At 53.5% G+C, this 17,548-nt stretch carries 14 protein-coding genes; 9 read left to right on the top strand and 5 right to left on the bottom strand.

The genetic code is table 11. The annotated features are described in order from the left end of the window. Positions 1–44: 44 nt before the first annotated feature. Positions 45–1,217 carry an alanine racemase gene (alr, locus tag HBA93_RS14800; RefSeq protein WP_221723761.1) on the bottom strand — a complete coding sequence of 391 codons (1,173 nt, stop codon included), beginning with the start codon at positions 1,215–1,217 and terminating at the stop codon, positions 45–47. A 300-nt stretch (positions 1,218–1,517) separates the two neighbouring features. On the opposite strand from alr, the gene HBA93_RS14795 reads away from it, so the two are divergent. Further along, entirely contained in the window at positions 1,518–2,006 is a 489-nt protein-coding gene (locus tag HBA93_RS14795; protein ID WP_122093890.1) for an Lrp/AsnC family transcriptional regulator, read from the top strand. Positions 2,007–2,064: 58 nt separating this feature from the next. Here HBA93_RS14795 and HBA93_RS14790 read toward each other — a convergent pair whose 3' ends face one another. Beyond that, the gene (locus HBA93_RS14790) at positions 2,065–3,204 is read right to left on the bottom strand and encodes an alpha-hydroxy acid oxidase (RefSeq protein ID WP_116087874.1); all 1,140 of its coding nucleotides are present in this window, start codon (positions 3,202–3,204) and stop codon (positions 2,065–2,067) included. 192 nt (positions 3,205–3,396) lie between these two features. Between HBA93_RS14790 and HBA93_RS14785 the strand changes: the two genes are divergently transcribed. The 8 genes from HBA93_RS14785 (at position 3,397) to purU (ending at position 13,641) form a co-directional block, all read left to right on the top strand. Further along, complete coding sequence (locus HBA93_RS14785) at positions 3,397–4,500, top strand: efflux RND transporter periplasmic adaptor subunit (protein ID WP_221723760.1); 1,104 nt, start codon at positions 3,397–3,399, stop codon at positions 4,498–4,500. 17 nt (positions 4,501–4,517) lie between these two features. After that, positions 4,518–5,603 (top strand): efflux RND transporter periplasmic adaptor subunit, encoded by a 1,086-nt coding sequence (locus HBA93_RS14780; protein WP_221723759.1) that lies wholly within the window; start codon positions 4,518–4,520, stop codon positions 5,601–5,603. Further along, positions 5,603–8,701 carry an efflux RND transporter permease subunit gene (locus tag HBA93_RS14775; RefSeq protein WP_221723758.1) on the top strand — a complete coding sequence of 1,033 codons (3,099 nt, stop codon included), beginning with the start codon at positions 5,603–5,605 and terminating at the stop codon, positions 8,699–8,701. The genes HBA93_RS14780 and HBA93_RS14775 overlap by 1 nt, the downstream gene beginning before the upstream one ends. A gap of 106 nt (positions 8,702–8,807) precedes the next feature. Beyond that, positions 8,808–9,623 carry a GntR family transcriptional regulator gene (locus HBA93_RS14770; protein ID WP_221723757.1) on the top strand — a complete coding sequence of 272 codons (816 nt, stop codon included), beginning with the start codon at positions 8,808–8,810 and terminating at the stop codon, positions 9,621–9,623. Then, positions 9,620–10,651, top strand: coding sequence for an SIS domain-containing protein (locus tag HBA93_RS14765; protein WP_221723756.1), 1,032 nt, complete (start codon positions 9,620–9,622; stop codon positions 10,649–10,651). Before HBA93_RS14770 ends, HBA93_RS14765 begins: the two co-directional genes overlap by 4 nt. Further along, positions 10,651–11,823, top strand: coding sequence for an N-acetylglucosamine-6-phosphate deacetylase (gene nagA / locus HBA93_RS14760; RefSeq protein WP_221723755.1), 1,173 nt, complete (start codon positions 10,651–10,653; stop codon positions 11,821–11,823). Before HBA93_RS14765 ends, nagA begins: the two co-directional genes overlap by 1 nt. Further along, the gene (locus tag HBA93_RS14755) at positions 11,820–12,548 is read left to right on the top strand and encodes an SIS domain-containing protein (protein ID WP_221723754.1); all 729 of its coding nucleotides are present in this window, start codon (positions 11,820–11,822) and stop codon (positions 12,546–12,548) included. Before nagA ends, HBA93_RS14755 begins: the two co-directional genes overlap by 4 nt. A 208-nt stretch (positions 12,549–12,756) precedes the next feature. After that, positions 12,757–13,641 (top strand): formyltetrahydrofolate deformylase, encoded by an 885-nt coding sequence (gene purU, locus HBA93_RS14750; protein ID WP_121991568.1) that lies wholly within the window; start codon positions 12,757–12,759, stop codon positions 13,639–13,641. A 190-nt stretch (positions 13,642–13,831) separates the two neighbouring features. Here the strand turns inward: purU and HBA93_RS14745 are convergent, their stop codons facing one another. From HBA93_RS14745 to hglS, 3 genes are all read right to left on the bottom strand, one after another. Beyond that, the gene (locus tag HBA93_RS14745; RefSeq protein WP_122093882.1) at positions 13,832–14,152 is read right to left on the bottom strand and encodes a hypothetical protein; all 321 of its coding nucleotides are present in this window, start codon (positions 14,150–14,152) and stop codon (positions 13,832–13,834) included. Positions 14,153–14,283: 131 nt separating this feature from the next. Then, positions 14,284–15,819, bottom strand: coding sequence for an L-piperidine-6-carboxylate dehydrogenase (amaB, locus tag HBA93_RS14740; protein WP_221723753.1), 1,536 nt, complete (start codon positions 15,817–15,819; stop codon positions 14,284–14,286). Positions 15,820–16,088: 269 nt separating this feature from the next. Further along, positions 16,089–17,480 carry a 2-oxoadipate dioxygenase/decarboxylase HglS gene (gene hglS / locus HBA93_RS14735; protein WP_221723752.1) on the bottom strand — a complete coding sequence of 464 codons (1,392 nt, stop codon included), beginning with the start codon at positions 17,478–17,480 and terminating at the stop codon, positions 16,089–16,091. Between the last annotated feature and the right edge of the window lie 68 nt (positions 17,481–17,548).

Genomic DNA, 17,548 nt, shown 5'->3' with positions numbered 1-17,548 from the left:
TGTCATATCCTGTCTGATGCCGCATGTGCAGGCTTGTTTGTTCTTCAGGCAAGAATGTCGTTAATGTAATTGCGATGATATCTGTTCCCCAGAGATGTCAGAATCTCATAGGAAATTGTTCCGGCATCCTGTGCCACTTGTTCAAGGCTCTGATGTGCGCCGATCAGCTCCACAAGGCTGCCGAGCTTTAATGTGCCTTCCGGCAGGGCGCTGACATCCAGAGTAATGGAATCCATGGAAACACGCCCGATAATTGGCAGGCGTACAGAACCATAATATGCTGCGCCTTTATTGCTTAAATGCCGTGGCCAGCCATCTGCATAGCCGACGGCAATCGTGGCAATCCGTGTTTCGCCCTGTGTTTCATAGCTGCCGCCATAACCCACCAGAGTATGTGCCGGAACGGTGCGGCATTGAATGACGCGCGCCTGCAGTGATACAACCGGCTCCATCGGGTTTGGTGCATTTTCCTGCGGTGCACCGCCGTAAAGTGCAATACCCGGACGAGCCAGATCAAAATGATAGCCGCGCTCCATGAAGCTGCCGCCGGAATTGGAAAAAGCAACAGCATAATGCGGCAGAAGTTTCAGAGCTGCCTGCATCCGCTCCAGCTGGGCGTGGTTTTGCGGGCTCTGCACATTATCTGCAGAAGCCAGATGGCTGATAATGAATTTCACATCAATGCCGTCCAGCAGGGAAATATCTGCCAGCAGTTCTTTCAGTTCCTGTTCGGAAAGACCGAGACGTGACATGCCTGTATCAAGCTGAAGCAGTGCCGGAAGCTTCCGGTTGCCGGCCTTGCCCAAAGCTGCCCAGTTGCGCAGCTGTTCCAGCGAGTTCAGCACAGGAATAATATTACGATCTGCGCAGAGTTTTTCGGTCTGCGGCTGGAGGCCATTGAGGACATAAATAACCGCATCTTTGCCGATATGCGGCTGCAGCTTCAGAGCCTCTCCCAGATGCGCAACGAAAAAATCACGGCAACCGGCGGCATAAAATTGCGGGGCGACTTTATCTGCACCCAGGCCATAAGCATCAGCTTTCACAACGGCTGCGGCTCTGGTCGGGCTCAGTGCACCGGCGATCAGCTTATAGTTCGCGCGCAAAGCGGCCAGATCAACGGTGAGAATACCGCCAGCCGCGAGGATTTCCGGATTTTCACCGGCAGTTGTATCAACAGGCGCTGCCGCACGGGTTTCAGAAAAGAGTACAGACATAAGCAATTCCGCATTGTCATGTTTGACACGTTTGTTGGTTGCCAGAATGCATATCCGGAAAACTATAACACAGTTTCAGATTATGCCCTGCATGCAGACCATGCCAGAGATGCCAAACAAATTTTATAAGAGACAGCATCGTTCAGCGTCGTAACTTTACGAGCGATATCACGTGCCGGAACTCTCTCCCTATTTCTCAGTGTAGTCGAATAGTCTTCGAATGTTTTTGCTATTTTTCGCAATTTATGCGAATTGTAGTTAAATCAGCACGATAAAATACTATGAATTGGAAGATTCTGCGTGTCGACTTTAGATGCTATTGATCGTAATATTATCCGCTGTCTGCGCCGGGACGGGCGCATGACCAACAGTCAGCTGGCCACAGAGGTCGGTTTATCGCAATCGGCCTGTCTGCGGCGCGTGCAAATGCTGGAGGCAAGCGGTGTTATTCGCGGCTATACGGCGATTGTTGCGGCACCCGATGCCGATGACCGTCTGGTCGCGCTGGTACGCATCACGCTGGAGCGGCAGACGGAGGAATATCTCAACCGTTTTGAAGAGGCGGTGCGCCGCCATCCGGAAATTCAGGAATGTTATCTGATGACGGGGGATGCCGATTATATCCTGCGTGCCGAGGCAGAAAATACGGCGGCCTATGAGGTCATTCACAAAGAAATTCTCTCACGTCTGCCGGGTGTGGTGCGTATTCACTCCAGTTTCTCGATCCGTAGTGTGCTGCTGAGCAGAGCGCCAGTACAAGCATTTCGCCATCAAGTTGAAACAACTTGATGGATACGATAATGCGTCAGCTAAAAATTAGAGCGGCGCTCTATTCGTGTAAGAATACTCAGTCTTTATGCAGGATTGAGGCATCCACATCTGTGATGCGGCGTTTGCCACACAGGGCCATAGTTACATCTGCCTCACGGGCTATGATTTCCAGCGCCTTGGTCACGCCGGCTTTGCCCATGGCACCCAGACCATAAAGAAACGGTCTGCCGATATAGGTGCCTTTAGCACCGAGTGCCACGGCTTTGAGCACATCCTGACCGGAGCGGATACCGCCGTCGAGATGGATTTCCACCTTATCACCGACCGTATCGACAATGCGCGGCAACATCGAAATAGATGATGGTGCACCGTCGAGCTGGCGGCCGCCATGATTAGAGACGATGATCGCATCGGCACCGGTTTTTGCTGCCATCAGGGCATCTTCTTCATCAAGAATACCTTTGAGGATCAGCGGGCCGCCCCAGAGTTTTTTGATCCATTCCACATCATCCCAGTTCAGTTTCGGATCAAACTGTTCGGCCGTCCATGAGGACAGGGATGAGAGGTCGCTGACACCTTTGGCATGACCGGCAATATTGCGGAAGGTGCGGCGCTGTGTTGCCAGCATGCCGAGGCACCATTGCGGGCGCGTCATCATTTGCCAGATATGTTTTGGTGTGAATTTCGGCGGAGCCGACAGACCATTGCGCAGATCTTTGTGGCGCTGGCCGAGAATTTGCAGGTCAAGTGTCAGTACCAGTGCCGAGCAACCGGCAGCTTTGGCACGCTCAATCAGATTGCGAACAAAATCACGGTCTTTCATGACATAAAGCTGGAACCAGAACGGCTTTTTCGTTGCTGCTGCCACATCCTCAATTGAGCAGATACTCATAGTGGAGAGGGTAAAGGGCACACCGAATTCCTGTGCGGCCTGTGCTGCCAGAATTTCTCCGTCTGCATGCTGCATACCTGCCAGACCGGTGGGAGACAGGGCTACCGGCATAGCCACATTCTGACCGATCATCGTGGTTGCTAAAGAACGGTCAGTCATATCTACCAGCACACGCTGGCGTAGTTTGATCTTGGCAAAATCGCTTTCATTGGCCCGATAGGTCGATTCTGTCCATGCACCGGAATCTGCATAATCGAAAAACATCTTTGGCACGCGGCGGCGTGCCAGTTTTTTCAGATCGGCGATTTCCAGAACAGTACTCATATCAGTTGCTTTCTAAATTCAGTCTTTAAAGAGTTAATATCATCCCGATTTGATAAAGTCAGGATCAGGAAGGCTATTAATACCGGAATGATCCGCTATGTTCATTGTAATGCAATAGGTATTTTAAAGGTTGTGAATTTGATGGTCAGACGGCGCAGAAACATTCTTCTTCCTGTTCCCCTTGCTTCCTTTATGCTTGCGTCTGTTTGCAGTGTTTTTGCTCAGGCTGCCCCACTCTCGCAACAGCCTGCTAATAACGCGCATAGTGTTGCAGTCAGTGCACAAACTGTCCGTGTCAGCGATTATCGCCCGAAACTGGTGCAGACGGGTACAATAGCAGCCCGTAATCTTATCAATCTTGCTTTTCGTGCTTCCGGTCAGGTGACAGAGCGCAGCGCTGATGTGGGAAAAAAAGTTGAAGCCGGTGAATTGCTGGCGCGTATTGATGCTGTGGAGCAGCAGGCCAGCCTGCGCTCGGCTCTGGCCTCCCTGAACGCGGCGCAGGCACAATTAATACAGGCGACAGCCAATTATACACGTCAACAGGCATTGCTGGATCAGGGTTTCACAACGCGCAGCCAGTTCGGCACAGCGGAGGAAACCAAACAGCGTGCAGAGGCAGCTCTTATCAGTGCGCAAAGCCAGATGAAAAATGCGCAGGATATGATGAGCTATACGGAGCTGCGTGCGCCGCGCGCCGGTGTGGTGACTGCCCGAAATATTGAAACCGGCCAGTTGGTTCAGGCGGCGCAAACTGCATTTGTCATTGCTGCCGATGGTGAGCGGGATGCCGTTTTTGATGTGCAGGAGGCACTGGCTGCCCATGCGGAGACAATCGAACAAAAAGGCGGGGTGCAGGCTCTGCCTCAGGTGAACCTTTCGCTGATTTCCGATCCGTCAGTCACTGCAACCGGTCATGTGCGCGAGGTTGCGCCGGTGGTGAATGCCACAACCGGAACAGTACGGATTAAGGTTGAGCTGGATACACCGCCGTCAGCCATGACACTGGCAGCTCCGGTAACCGGCAGTCTGCAATTGCCGGTGGTGCGTGCTGTGATTTTGCCATGGAGTGCGATGACATCACAGGACGGAAAGCCGGCTGTATGGGTTCTCGATCCGCAAACAAAAAAAGTTTCTTCCGCTTTGGTACGGGTTCTGGACTATGAACGGGAAAAAATCATTATTTCTGAAGGTTTGCAGGACGGGCAAATGGTCATAACGCGTGGCGGACAGTTGCTGAGTGAAGGCGCTGTTGTGGAGCTTCTGGTGGCTGACGAGCAGAAAGTAACACAGTGATGCGGGCGGCGGGATTGATGATGAAGTGCAGAATTTTAAAAGCAGCTGCGGCAGGATCGGTTGTGCTGATGCTGGCAGCCTGTGGTGAACAGACCGATGAGGCTAAGGAGCCGGTTGTCCGGCCGGTACTGTTTGTTATTGCCAAAGCGGAAACCTCGCAGCAAAGCGGTTTCGCCGGAACTGTGGAGCCGCAATTCAGCACAGATCTTGCCTTTCGCGTTTTGGGGCGGCTGATCCAGCGCGATGTTGATATAGGTGATTTTGTCAAAAAAGATCAGGTTGTGGCGATGATTGATCCCGCGCAGCTTGATCTGAATTTGCAAGCAGCCAAGGCCGATATGGCCAGTGCCGAGGCACAATATGTGAATGCACAGGCCACAGAGGACAGACAGGCGCGTTTGCTGGCTATGCGCAGCATTCCGCAGGCGGTTTATGACAGTGCCAAACAGGGGCGCGACACTGCAGCTGCCGGTCTGGAAAAAGCCCGTGCGGCCTTGAAAAAAGCAGAAGACGAGCGTGGTTTTGCGCAACTGGATCCTGATTTCGATGGTGTTGTTTCTGCGGTGAATGCCGAAGTCGGGCAGGTTGTGGCTGCCGGACAGAGTGTGCTGACTGTGGCGCGGCCGGATGTGCGCGAAGCCGTGGTTGATGTGCCGGATTATATTGCAGAGACGGTCAAAGACGGCGACAGATTTATGATCTTTCTGCAAGCCGATCCGACTGTGCAGGCAGAAGGCCACGTACGGGAAATTGCACCGCAGGCGGATAATGCCACGCGTTTACGTCGTGTAAAAATCACACTGGATGATGCCCCGGAAGCTTTCCGTCTGGGTACAACCATTACTGCACTGCGCAGCAATGGTAACCATCAGGAGCAGATTGCCTTGCCGGTGTCCGCTTTGCTGGAACAGGAAGGCAAGACCTATGTCTGGGTTGCTGATCCGCAAAGCCAGACCGTTCGCCGTCAGCCGGTGGAGGTTATCAGCCGCACGGATACGCATTTTATTGCCAAGGGTGTGGAGGCCGGTCAGCGTATTGTCAGCGCAGGCGTGAACAGTTTGCAGGACGGCCAGAAGGTTAAGCTGCCGCAGGGAGAGCAATAATGAAGAAATTTAATCTCTCTGACTGGGCACTTAATCACCGCTCGCTGGTCTGGTATTTTATGCTGGTGTTTCTGATTGCCGGAATTGCCGCCTATATCAATCTCGGGCGCGAGGAAGATCCGCAATTCACCATTAAAACCATGCTGATACAGGCCAACTGGCCCGGTGCGTCGGTGGATGAAACAATCAATCAGGTGACTGACCGGATTGAGAAAAAGCTGCAGGAACTCGACAGTCTCGATTTTACCAAATCGGTGACAACACCGGGTAAGGCGGTGATTTTTGTCAATTTGAAAGCGACGACAAAAGCGCGGGATGTGGAGAAAATCTGGCTTCAGACCCGCAATATGATCAATGATATCAAAGGGAACTTTCCCGAAGGTGTCTACGGGCCTTTTTATAATGACCGTTTCGGCGATGTGTTCGGTAATATTTATGCTTTTACTGCCGATGGTCTCAGCCACCGGCAATTGCGTGATTATGTGGAAACTGTGCGTACACAGGTTCTGCAATTGCCGAGCGCCGGTAAAGTTGATCTGATCGGCGCGCAGGATGAGGTGATCTATCTCGAATTTTCATCCCGTCAGATTGCGGCGCTGGGGCTGGATCAACAGGCGATTTTAAAAAGCCTTCAGGATCAGAATGCGATTACCCCGTCCGGTGTGATTAATGCAGGGCCGGAGCGGGTCTCTGTGCGGGTGAGCGGGCAGTTTACCTCGGAAGAAAGCCTGAAAGCCGTCAATCTGCGGGTCAATAACCGTTTCTTCCGCCTCAGCGATGTGGCGGAAATCAAACGCGGCTATACCAATCCGCCGGAAAGCCTGTTTCGTGTGAATGGGGAACCGGCAATCGGGCTGGCGATCGGCATGAAGCCGAATGAGAATTTGCTGGATTTCGGCAAAGCGCTCAGTGAACTGATGAACCGTGTTGAAGGGGAACTACCGGTTGGTATCAGCGTACATCAGGTGGCGGATCAGCCTGATGTGGTGGACGAAGCTGTTTCCGGCTTCACCAAAGCCTTGTTTGAGGCGGTGGTCATTGTTCTGGCTGTGAGCTTTATCAGTCTTGGTGTGCGTGCCGGTTTTGTGGTGTCGCTGTCCATTCCGCTGGTTTTAGCAATCACCTTTCTCACCATGCAATATATGGATATTTCCCTGCAGCGTGTGTCACTGGGCGCATTGATTATTGCCCTTGGTCTGCTGGTGGATGATGCGATGATTGCCGTGGAGATGATGGTTGCCCGTCTTGAGGCGGGGGATCCGATCAATAAAGCGGCGACTTATGTCTATTCTCACACCGCCTTTCCGATGCTGACCGGTACGCTGGTAACGATTGCCGGATTTATCCCGATCGGTCTGAACACCAGTCAGGCGGGTGAATATACTTATACTTTGTTCGTGGTGATTGCCGTTTCGCTGGTCGTGTCATGGGTAGTGGCGGTTTTGTTTGCGCCGCTGCTTGGTGTGACATTGCTGCCCAAAACGATGAAGAAGCATGAGGAAAAGCCGCGTCGCGTCGGCAAGGCTTTTGCGGCGGCCTTGTTGTGGTGTATGCGCCATCGCTGGACGACAATCTTTGCCACGGTCGTTCTGTTTCTGATTTCTCTCGGTGGTATGACGCTGATTGAACGGCAGTTCTTCCCGTCTTCGGATCGTCCGGAGCTGGTGATTGACTGGAAGCTACCGGAGAACAGTTCAATTACTGAGACGCAAGCGCAGATGCTGCGTTTTGAAGAGACGATGCTCAAAGGCAATGAGGATATCGACCACTGGAGCAGCTATATCGGGCAGGGCGCTGTGCGTTTCGTACTGACTTTCGATGTGCAGCCGGGCAATCCGTATTTTGGCCAGATGATTATTGTCGCTAAGGATGTGGAGGCACGCGACCGGCTGAAGCAGAAATTCGATGCGGTGCTGCGTAAGGATTATATAGGCACTGATGCTTATGTGAAATTCCTTGAATTGGGGCCTCCGGTTGGTCGTCCGGTACAATATCGCGTCAGCGGGCCGGATATTCAGGCTGTTCGCGGCTATGCACATCAGGTTTCCACAATCATGGCGCAGGATCAGCGGCTGGGTGTTGTGGCCTATGACTGGAACGAACCGGCACGCGTGGTGCGGGTTGATGTGTTGCAGGATAAAGCGCGTAAACTCGGTGTTTCTTCCAAAGATATTTCGATGACGCTGAACAGTGTGGTTGGTGGATTGGCGATCACACAGGTACGCGATGCTACCTATCTGATTAATGTGGTTGTGCGGGCACAGGCGCAGGAGCGTGACCGGATTGAAACTCTGCGCAATCTGCAGATCGGTACCGGCAACGGGGATTCCATTCCGCTCGCCTCAATTGCCAATTTCCGTTACGAAATTGAACAGCCGGTTGTCTGGCGCCGTGACCGTCTGCCGACGATTACGGTCTCTGCGGGGATTCTTGACAAGACCATGCCGGATACGGTGGTGGAGCAGATGAAGGGGCAGGTTGATGCATTTGCGCAGAAACTGCCGCTTGGTTATTCCGTGCATATTGCCGGTACTGTGGAGGAAAGCGCCAAAAGTCAGGGGCCGATTGCTGCCGTTGTGCCGCTGATGCTGTTTGTGATGGCGACTATTCTGATGCTCCAGTTGCAGAGCTTTCAGCGGCTGTTTCTGGTGGTGGCGGTTGCTCCGCTCGGCCTGATCGGCGTGGTGGCGGCCTTGCTGCCAAGCGGCAAGCCGCTGGGCTTCGTGGCCATTCTTGGTGTGCTGGCGCTGATCGGTATTCTGATCCGCAACTCGGTGATCCTGATCGTACAGGTGGAGGATCATATCAAAGAGGGGATGCATCCGTGGGATTCTGTTTATCAGGCTTCCCAGCATCGTATGCGTCCGATTGCGCTGACCGCAGCGGCGGCCAGTCTGGCGCTGATCCCGATTTCCCGTGAAGTGTTCTGGGGGCCGATGGCCTATGCCATGATGGGCGGGATTATTGCCGGAACGGTCATTACACTGCTGTTCCTGCCTGCGCTTTATGTGGCCTGGTTCCGTGTGAAAGAGCCTGAGCATCCGGAGTCGGAAGATAGCTCTGTGGTGCCGCCGGCCGAGCCGGTGCCAGTACAATAGCTCAAATGCTAAAGGGCAGCTTTCTCAACAGAAACTGCCCTTTTAATTTTGGATCGGCAGATAATTCCATTTGTCATTGGTATTAAAAAGGTATTATAGTCGGCGTATGGATAATACCAGATTACTTCCTCTTCTTCAGCGCGGATTAGCGGCGCAAACGACCGGCGGACCGCTTTATAAGCAGGTTTCCGTGGTGCTGACCAATTTGATTGAGGATGGCAGTCTGGCCGCTGGCAGTAGTTTGCCGCCCGAGCGTGAGCTGGCGCAGGCGCTTGGTCTGGCGCGGGTCACCATCCGCTCGGCTTATCAGGCACTGCTTGAAAACCGTCTGGTCGAACGCCGTCATGGCAGCGGCACCTATATTTGCGAACGTCCGAAAAAGATCAGCCAGCCGCTCTGGCAACTTACCTCATTCTCGCAGGATATGATCGCCCGTGGTAAAGTACCGGGGGTGCGTATTCTATCCGGCGGTATCGGGCAGCCGTCACCGGAGGAAGCATTCCAGCTTGGCATTTCCATGCAGGATCTGGTGGTGCGGGTGGAGCGCCTGCGCCTTGCCGATGATATGCCGATGGCGATTGAACGTGCAGTGGTGCCGCAGCGTCTGTTGGGTACCGGTACGTTATCTGCTGCCGGACAGGAAACGGAACTGGCACAGGCTGTGCTCAGCGGTGCACTGTCGCTTTATGCAGCACTCGAACAACATGGCTATAAGCCGGTGCGCGCTTTGCAGCGTCTGACCGCCGTGGTGCTTGATCCGGTCAATGCGCGTTTGCTTGGTGTGGCTGACAAAGCTGCGGCTTTGCAGATGGAGCGCGTATCCCGCACGCAGACAGACCGGATTGTTGAATATACCCGCTCGCTTTATCGCGGCGATGCTTATGACTTTATTGCAGAATTGAAAACGGGAGAGGTCCGATGACCGTATCACCAACACTCATGCTTCAGGAAACCGAACAGGCCGCTTCGGTTGTTGCCGGCATGTTAAAAGACCAGAAGCCGGTTTTTGAAGAGATCGCGGCGGTCTTTGCCTCCCGTAAGCCTGCACTGATTTCAACCTGTGCACGCGGTTCTTCTGACCATGCCGCGACATTCTTTAAATATCTTGCGGAGATTCAGCTGGGTCTGCCGGTGGCGGCAATCGGCCCGTCAGTGGCTTCTGTTTATGATGCACCATTGCAGCTTGGTTCTGCTGTGCATTTTACTGTTTCGCAGTCCGGCGCCAGTCCGGATATCGTTGCTATGCAGCGCGCGGCTAAAAAAGGCGGCGCAGTTACGGTTGCCGTGGTTAATGTGACCGACAGCCCGCTCGGCAATGAGGCCGATATCGTGCTGGGGATCGGTGCAGGTCCTGAAAAAAGTGTGGCTGCAACCAAATCTTTCATCGCTTCTGCCGCTGCGCTTGCTGGCGTGATTGCTGCAGTGAGCAAAGACAGCACAATGCAGCGCGGGCTTGACCAGCTGCCGGAAGCACTGGGTGCGGTTCAGATTGATGCAGGCAATGCGCTTGAGAATATTCTGGTTGAAAAACAATCGTTGTTTATCGGCGGCCGTGGGCCTTCAATGGCTATTGCGCTTGAAGCGGCGCTGAAAGCCAAGGAAACTTCGGCTATTCATGCGGAAGCTTTCTCGCTGGCCGAACTGATGCATGGCCCGATGCGTCTGGTGGAAAAAGGCTTCCCGATTGTGGCCTTTGTCTCGCAGGATCAGGCCTATCAGCATAATCTGCAGGCGCTGAAACATCTGGAAAGCATTGGTGGTAATATTCTGACCATTTCACCGCTGGATCTGCCATGGAGCCAGATTAAAACGCCGGCAACCGGTTCGGCTCTGCTTGATCCGCTGGTATCGCTCGGTGCCTATTATCGTGTGATCGAAGCGGTAACGCGTCGTCGCGGTTTCAATCCTGATAAGCCGCTTAATCTGAATAAGGTAACGGAGACTGTCTGATGGGTTTTCAGCTGCTGCGTGGTACGCGTGTTTTTGACGGTCATCGTTTTCATGAGCGGACAGCCGTTCTGATCGAGAAGGGCAAGATTGTCCGTCTGGTTCAGGATGGCGACGCATTGCCGGAAAATCTGCAGATTATTGAACTGGACGGCGGTATTCTCAGCCCCGGTTTTATTGATGCGCAGGTCAATGGCGGCGGCGGAGCAATGCTTAATGACGGCCCGACACCGGAAATCATGTTCACTATCGCGGCAGGTCATCGCCCATATGGCACAACCAGTCTGTTGCCAACTTTGATCACCGATACCGGTGATGTGACAGCACAGGCAATGGCTGCGGCGGTTGAGGCAGTGAAGGCTGATAAGGGCGTTGCCGGTCTGCATCTTGAAGGCCCGCATCTGGCGCCGGCGAAAAAAGGTGCGCATCTGGCGGAGCTGATGCGCCCTGTGCAACCGGCTGACATTCAGGCGATGACTGCAGCGGCGCAGAAAATCGGTTGTTTGCTGGTGACTATGGCTGCGGAACAGGTCACATCCGATCAGGTGCGTGAGCTGACCGAAGGCGGTGTGATTATCAGCATCGGCCACAGCGACAGTTCTTATGAAGCTGCAATGGCGCGGTTCGATGCGGGCGCGCAGGGCGTAACCCATCTGTTCAATGCAATGAGCCAGTTCGGTCATCGTGCGCCAAATCTTGTCGGTGCGGCACTGGATCACCCGTCCGTGTGGGGCGGCATTATTGCTGACGGCCATCATGTCGAACCTGCGGCTCTGCGCGTGGCTCTGCGGGCAAAGCGCGGGCAGGGACGCCTGTTCTTTGTGACCGATGCGATGTCGCTGGTCGGTTCCGGCCGCGATACATTTCAGCTCAATGGCCGTACAGTCTACCGTGTTGAAGGCGGTTACTGTCCGAAACTGGTGCTGGAAGACCGCGTGACACTCGCCGGTTCCGATCTCGATATGGCATCGGGTATCCGCTATGGTATGGCGATGCTGGACCTTTCCTGCGAGGAAGCCTTGCGTATGGCGACGTCCTATCCGGCCGCGTTTTTGCAGCTCAAAGACCGTGGTGTGCTGGCACCGAAAAAACGTGCTGATCTGGTCTGGCTGGACGACCAGTGTCATGTTCGTTCCACATGGATTTCCGGTGCGCGACAGGATCAGCGGGTATGAGCATTATCAATGACTATTTCGATAAGCTGACAGCTCATCTCACACAATTGCGAGACAGTCAGGCCGAGGCAATGGCGCAGGCTGTTGCCATGATCGGTGAGGCCGCACGCAATGACAAGCGTGTCTTTGTGTTTGGCACCGGCCATTCGCATATGCTGGCGGAAGAGGTGCATTATCGTGCCGGTGGTCTGGCGATTACCGTGCCGGTTCTTTCAGCTTTCACGATGCTGCATGAAGGCGCATCTTCCAGCACCAAATTCGAGCGTATCAGCGGCATGGTTCAGCCTTTGCTGCAACGCTATGATATCGGTGCCGGTGATATTCTGCTGGTTGTTTCCAATTCCGGTGTTAATGCCGCGCCGGTTGAAGCCGCGCGCTTTGGCCGTGAATCCGGTGCAAAAATTATCGCGCTGACATCTGTTTCCTATTCTGCCAGTGCAGCTAACGGCCGTGTACGTCTGTCTGAGCTGGCCGATCTGGTGCTGGATAATGAAATTCCGGCCGGTGATGCGATGATGCAGTTGCCAAATAGTGAGATGAAAGCGGGCGCGGTTTCCACCGCCGTTGGTGCTACCATTCTCCACGCGATCTTTACCGCGGTTGCTGCTGAACTGGCCGCAGAGGGCGGAGAAGTTCCGGTCTATCGCAGTGCGAATATGCCGGGTGCCACGGAAATCAACGACCGGTTGATTGAAAAATATAAGACCCGCAATCCGCATTTGTGAGTTTTGTACGCCACCCATAAGTCAGGAAATCATCACCTGTAACCTGAGATTATGGGTCATGCAGATTTGTTTGCAAATGGCAGGAATCCGTCAAACAAAAGCGTAATCGGGACTGTTAAGCGTCGAAATTCTGTGTAAGAGCTTCATACGGAACCGGAATTTTCCGGTTCATACTCATTTGAACTGTTGAAGCTTAAGGGACACTCCCATGCAGAATTATGTGTTGACCGTCAGTTGCCAGTCACGCCTCGGTATAGTTGCCGCTATTTCCGGATATCTCGCGGGTATGGGGTGTAACATCGTTGACAGCGCACAGTTCGATGATCTCGGTGCTGATAAATTCTTCATGCGCGTTAGCTTTATTACCGAGCAGGGCAAGAGTTTCGAAGAAATCGCCGGTGGTTTTCAGGAGACTGCTGACAAATTCGGCATGGCTTATGATTTCCACGATACCCGCAAGCCGGTGAAAACATTGCTGATGGTTTCACGCTTTGGCCATTGCCTCAACGATCTGCTCTATCGCTGGAAAATCGGCGGTCTGCCGATTGATATTGTCGGTGTGATTTCCAACCATTTTGACTATCAGAAGGTTGTGGTCAATCACGATATTCCTTTCCACCATATTGCGGTGACGAAAGAGAATAAAATTGAAGCCGAAGCCAAGATGATGGATATCGTCAACCAGACCGGTACGGAGCTGGTGGTTCTGGCGCGCTATATGCAGGTGCTGTCTGATGAGCTGAGCAAGAAAATGTCCGGTAAAATCATCAATATTCACCACTCCTTCCTGCCGTCTTTCAAAGGCGCCAATCCTTACAAGCAGGCTTATGAGCGTGGCGTGAAGCTGATCGGTGCGACAGCGCATTATGTGACCGCTGATCTTGATGAAGGCCCGATCATCGAGCAGGATGTTGCCCGTATTACCCATGCGCAGTCGGCTGCCGATTATGTTTCCATTGGTCGTGATGTTGAAGCACAGGTTCTGGCACGCGCCATTCACGCGCATATCCATCACCGCGTCTTCCTCAATGGTAACCGGACAGTCGTATTTCCGGCGTCACCAGGGTCGTACGCCTCTGAACGCATGGGCTGATCAACCCACCGTTATTCACGCACTGACGGTCTGCAAACGGAGCATTCCTCCGCTTCCGGTGCTCATGTACCTCAAAGTACATTCCGCTCCGGTTCTCGGAGTAACTCCGTTTTCGCCTCGTCATTGCAAGAATTCCGGCAAGTTGAGAAGGTTGAGTGTAGAGAAATAAAAAGCCGGAATTTCCGGCTTTTTATTTTTGCAGAGATGACTGGCATTTCTCTTCAACTGCATTTCTGAAGTCAGACATATTTCTCACCCACGCATTTTCCCCCTCAACCAGAGGTCTGGAATAGGCATCCAGAATGACCGTCTGAAAAATCTCATGCACCGCCGGATCAAACTTGACCTGCAACAGATCAGCCAGCGGCTTTCCCTGTAAACGTGCCGCCATCGACCGTCCCGCAAGCTCTCCGAGCTTGGTGCAGAACACCGTATTATTCTCGCTCGCATGAGCTGCGGGCAGAGGCGCGGTATAAAGAATAGTCGTCAGGGCTGCTAAAAATAAACGCATGTAAGCCTCCAAGGCGGAGAAGTCTGACAAGATATGCGTGAATGCTGTGCCTAATAGAGACCCTGTGCAGGATTTTAGTCAATAAAAAAGCCCCGCATAGCGGGGCTTTTCTTTGTCATCAGTACTGATGATTAGTCGATATCGAAGGATACGCCCTGTGCGAGCGGCAGTGCCTTCGAGTAGTTAACTGTGTTGGTTGCACGGCGCATGTAAGCTTTCCATGCATCGGAGCCGGATTCACGACCGCCACCGGTTTCCTTTTCACCGCCGAATGCACCACCGATTTCAGCACCGGATGTACCGATATTGACGTTGGCAATACCGCAATCCGAACCGGATGCAGAGAGGAAACGCTCAGCTTCCTGCAGGTTCAGTGTGAAGATCGAAGACGACAGACCGGCACCAACTGCGTTGTGCAGTTCGAGTACGTTGTCGAAATCGCTGTATTTCATCACATAGAGGATCGGTGCGAAGGTTTCTTCGAGAACCGGACCTGCCTGTTCCGGCATTTCAACGATGGCTGGCTGTACGTAGTAAGCTGTGTCCGCACCGACTGATGCGCGTTCACCGCCGACAACTTTACCGCCGTGGGCTTTGGCATCTGCCAGAGCTTTCTGCATGCCGTCGAACGAAGCCTTGTCGATCAGCGGGCCGATCAGTGCAGGAGTTTCCAGCGGGTTGCCGATGGATACGCTCTGATAGGCTTTGACCAGACGTGGTACCAGCGTGTCGTAAACGCTTTCGTGTACGAACAGACGACGCATGGTGGTGCAACGCTGGCCTGCAGTACCCATGGCACCGAAAGCAATCGCGCGCAGAGCCATGTCGAGATCGGCTGACGGGCAGACGATACCGGCATTGTTGCCGCCGAGTTCGAGGATAGCGCGTGCGAAACGCTTGGCCAGACGCGGGCCTACATCGCGACCCATGCGGGTTGAACCGGTTGCGGAAACCAGAGGAACCTTCGGATGGTCCACCAGAACTTCACCGATTGTACGGTCGCCGATGATAACAGCGGACAGACCCTTAGGAGCATCTGCGCCGAAACGGGCAGCCGCACGGTTGAAGATCGCTTCACAAGCAAGCGCTGTGAGAGGGGTCTTTTCGGAAGGTTTCCAGACAACAGCGTCACCGGCAACCAGTGCCAGAGCCGCGTTCCATGACCAGACAGCAACCGGGAAGTTGAAGGCGGAGATAACGCCGACAACGCCAAGCGGATGCCATGTTTCCATCATGCGGTGACCCGGACGTTCAGTCGCAATGGTCAAACCGTAAAGCTGACGGGACAGACCAACTGCGAAATCGCAGATGTCGATCATTTCCTGAACTTCGCCGAGACCTTCAGAGATGATCTTACCGGCTTCGATGGAAACGAGACGGCCGAGATCAGCTTTGGAAGCGCGCAGTTCTTCACCGAGCAGGCGGATCAGTTCACCGCGGCGAGGAGCCGGAACATCGCGCCATGTGCGGAATGCTGCATCAGCTTCTTCGATCATGCGGGCAGTGTCTGCAGCCGAATGAGTCTTGAGGGCGCCGATCTGTTCGCCGGTAACCGGGCTGAACGAGGCAAGATCACCGCCTGTATAGGCAGCGCTGTCAACGCCAAGCTTGGCGAGAATGTCAGCAGCTTCCTGCTTAACGTTCACTTTTTTATTTTCGGTGCTCATAAATCGCATTCCCTATTGTTTATCGTTCAGAATATCAGGCGTTTGTTCGGGTAAGGGAACAGGCTCGATATTCTATCTGGTACGGTGGAGCAGTAATCTGCTCCGGAGCATTTCGCAGTTAACTGGTTGCAGTTAACGACCGCGATAATGCGACAACTCATGAAACTAGAGCGAGCGTGGCGGACTCAATTAAATGGACACGCTCTAGTATAAACAGCTGAACGGCAATCTGCTTTGAGGGCAGATTGCCGTTTTCATATGTTATCTAGTTATTCTGCTGCAGCTTTAAAGGCGAGAGCCTTCAAGGCACCCTCAACAGATTCGCGCTCGATGCGGGCATAGTGTTCAAATTCATTGAGCACAGTTGCGCCGAGATCAGCTTCAAAACGTTTCTGGTTCGGGCTTTCAGTGAATTCCTGTGTGTCATCGTCGCCGAGATTGGACTGGAAGATACCAGCGGCGCTGACCGGCAGGAAGTCTTCATAGACAATCGGATCAAACTGGATTGCGCCTTCAGCAATCAGGTTGTCGAGATTGGCGGCAGTCAGTTCGCTCTTGGCTTTCGAGCGGTCTGCAACGCTGTAAGCAAAATAGCCGAGACCCTGTTCACGGATTTCTGCCCATGTATCCGGGAACTCTTCAAAGACTTCACCGAGAATACGAACATATTCAGCAGCGTTCGAGCCATCCGGCGCAGGGCGGATACGTGCACGGGTCTTGTCGAGCAGCGCATCATAAAGACCGCGGCCTTTTGGTGTCAGTGCAATACCGCGCTGTTCAATTTCACCAAAACGGGCAGTGTGTGTGCCGGCTTTCCATTCGCCTGCAGCATCGGTGAAAGAAACAGCTTCTTCCAGAGCTTTGAACGAGGTCTGACGCAGCAAAACCGCACATTTACGGGTTGGCGGGCCTTCAACAACAGCTTTAGGCGAAATATTGCGCGCTGGCATCTGTGCCTGCACGGCATCAATGTCGAGTGTGCGTGGTGTCAGATGGTTGATGTGAGGGCCTTTGAAGGACACAACATCAGCAATCAGACGATGGGCATCATGCAGACGGTGATAGAGTTCTGCGCTCACATTGGCCTTATCGTGCCAGCGGAAGGTTTCCAGAACTTCAGCAACAAACTTGTCAGCCTGTTCTTGTGTCAGGCCGCCCTGTTTTTCAGCAATCTCGATCAGCTCAACCGCACCGGCAGTGAAGATATTGCGCTTTGCGAGTGTTTCTTCGGCTTCCTTGCGTAGTTTCTCGTCAGCGATCAGGTCGAGACGCAGCAGCGAGGTGAAAACGCGGAACGGATTGATCTTCAGTGATGCGTCAGCAACCGGCCGGAAAGCTGTGGAATGTACAGGTACACCGGCAGCGGACAGGTCGTAGTAACCGACAGGGAACATGCCCATAACCGCATAAGCGCGGCGCATCATGGAGAGTTCAGCAGCGGTGCCGAGACGGATCGCACCGTGACGCTCTTCGGAAATACGATCCAGAGAATCGGTATCTTCAAGGCGGGCGAGCAGTTCAGGCTGGGCTTTCAGTGTCGCAGCATTCACATCTGCAACCAGTTCCATCAGCGTGCCGTAAGCAGGCACTTCTGTACGGTACATTGCGGACATTGCGGCCGAGAATGCAGCGCGGATGCTGTCGGCTGATACGAAGTTCATGGGTTGCCTCCTTAGGGGCTTTCCGTATTGAGAGCTGTTATCTGCCTTGGGAGAAGATAAAGCCCTGT

Origin of the sequence: Ochrobactrum sp. SFR4, assembly GCF_019730395.1 — a bacterium.
Lineage (GTDB): Bacteria > Pseudomonadota > Alphaproteobacteria > Rhizobiales > Rhizobiaceae > Pseudochrobactrum.
The sequence above is the reverse complement of the archived record's forward strand: the minus strand, read 5'-3'. Positions and strand labels throughout refer to the sequence as shown.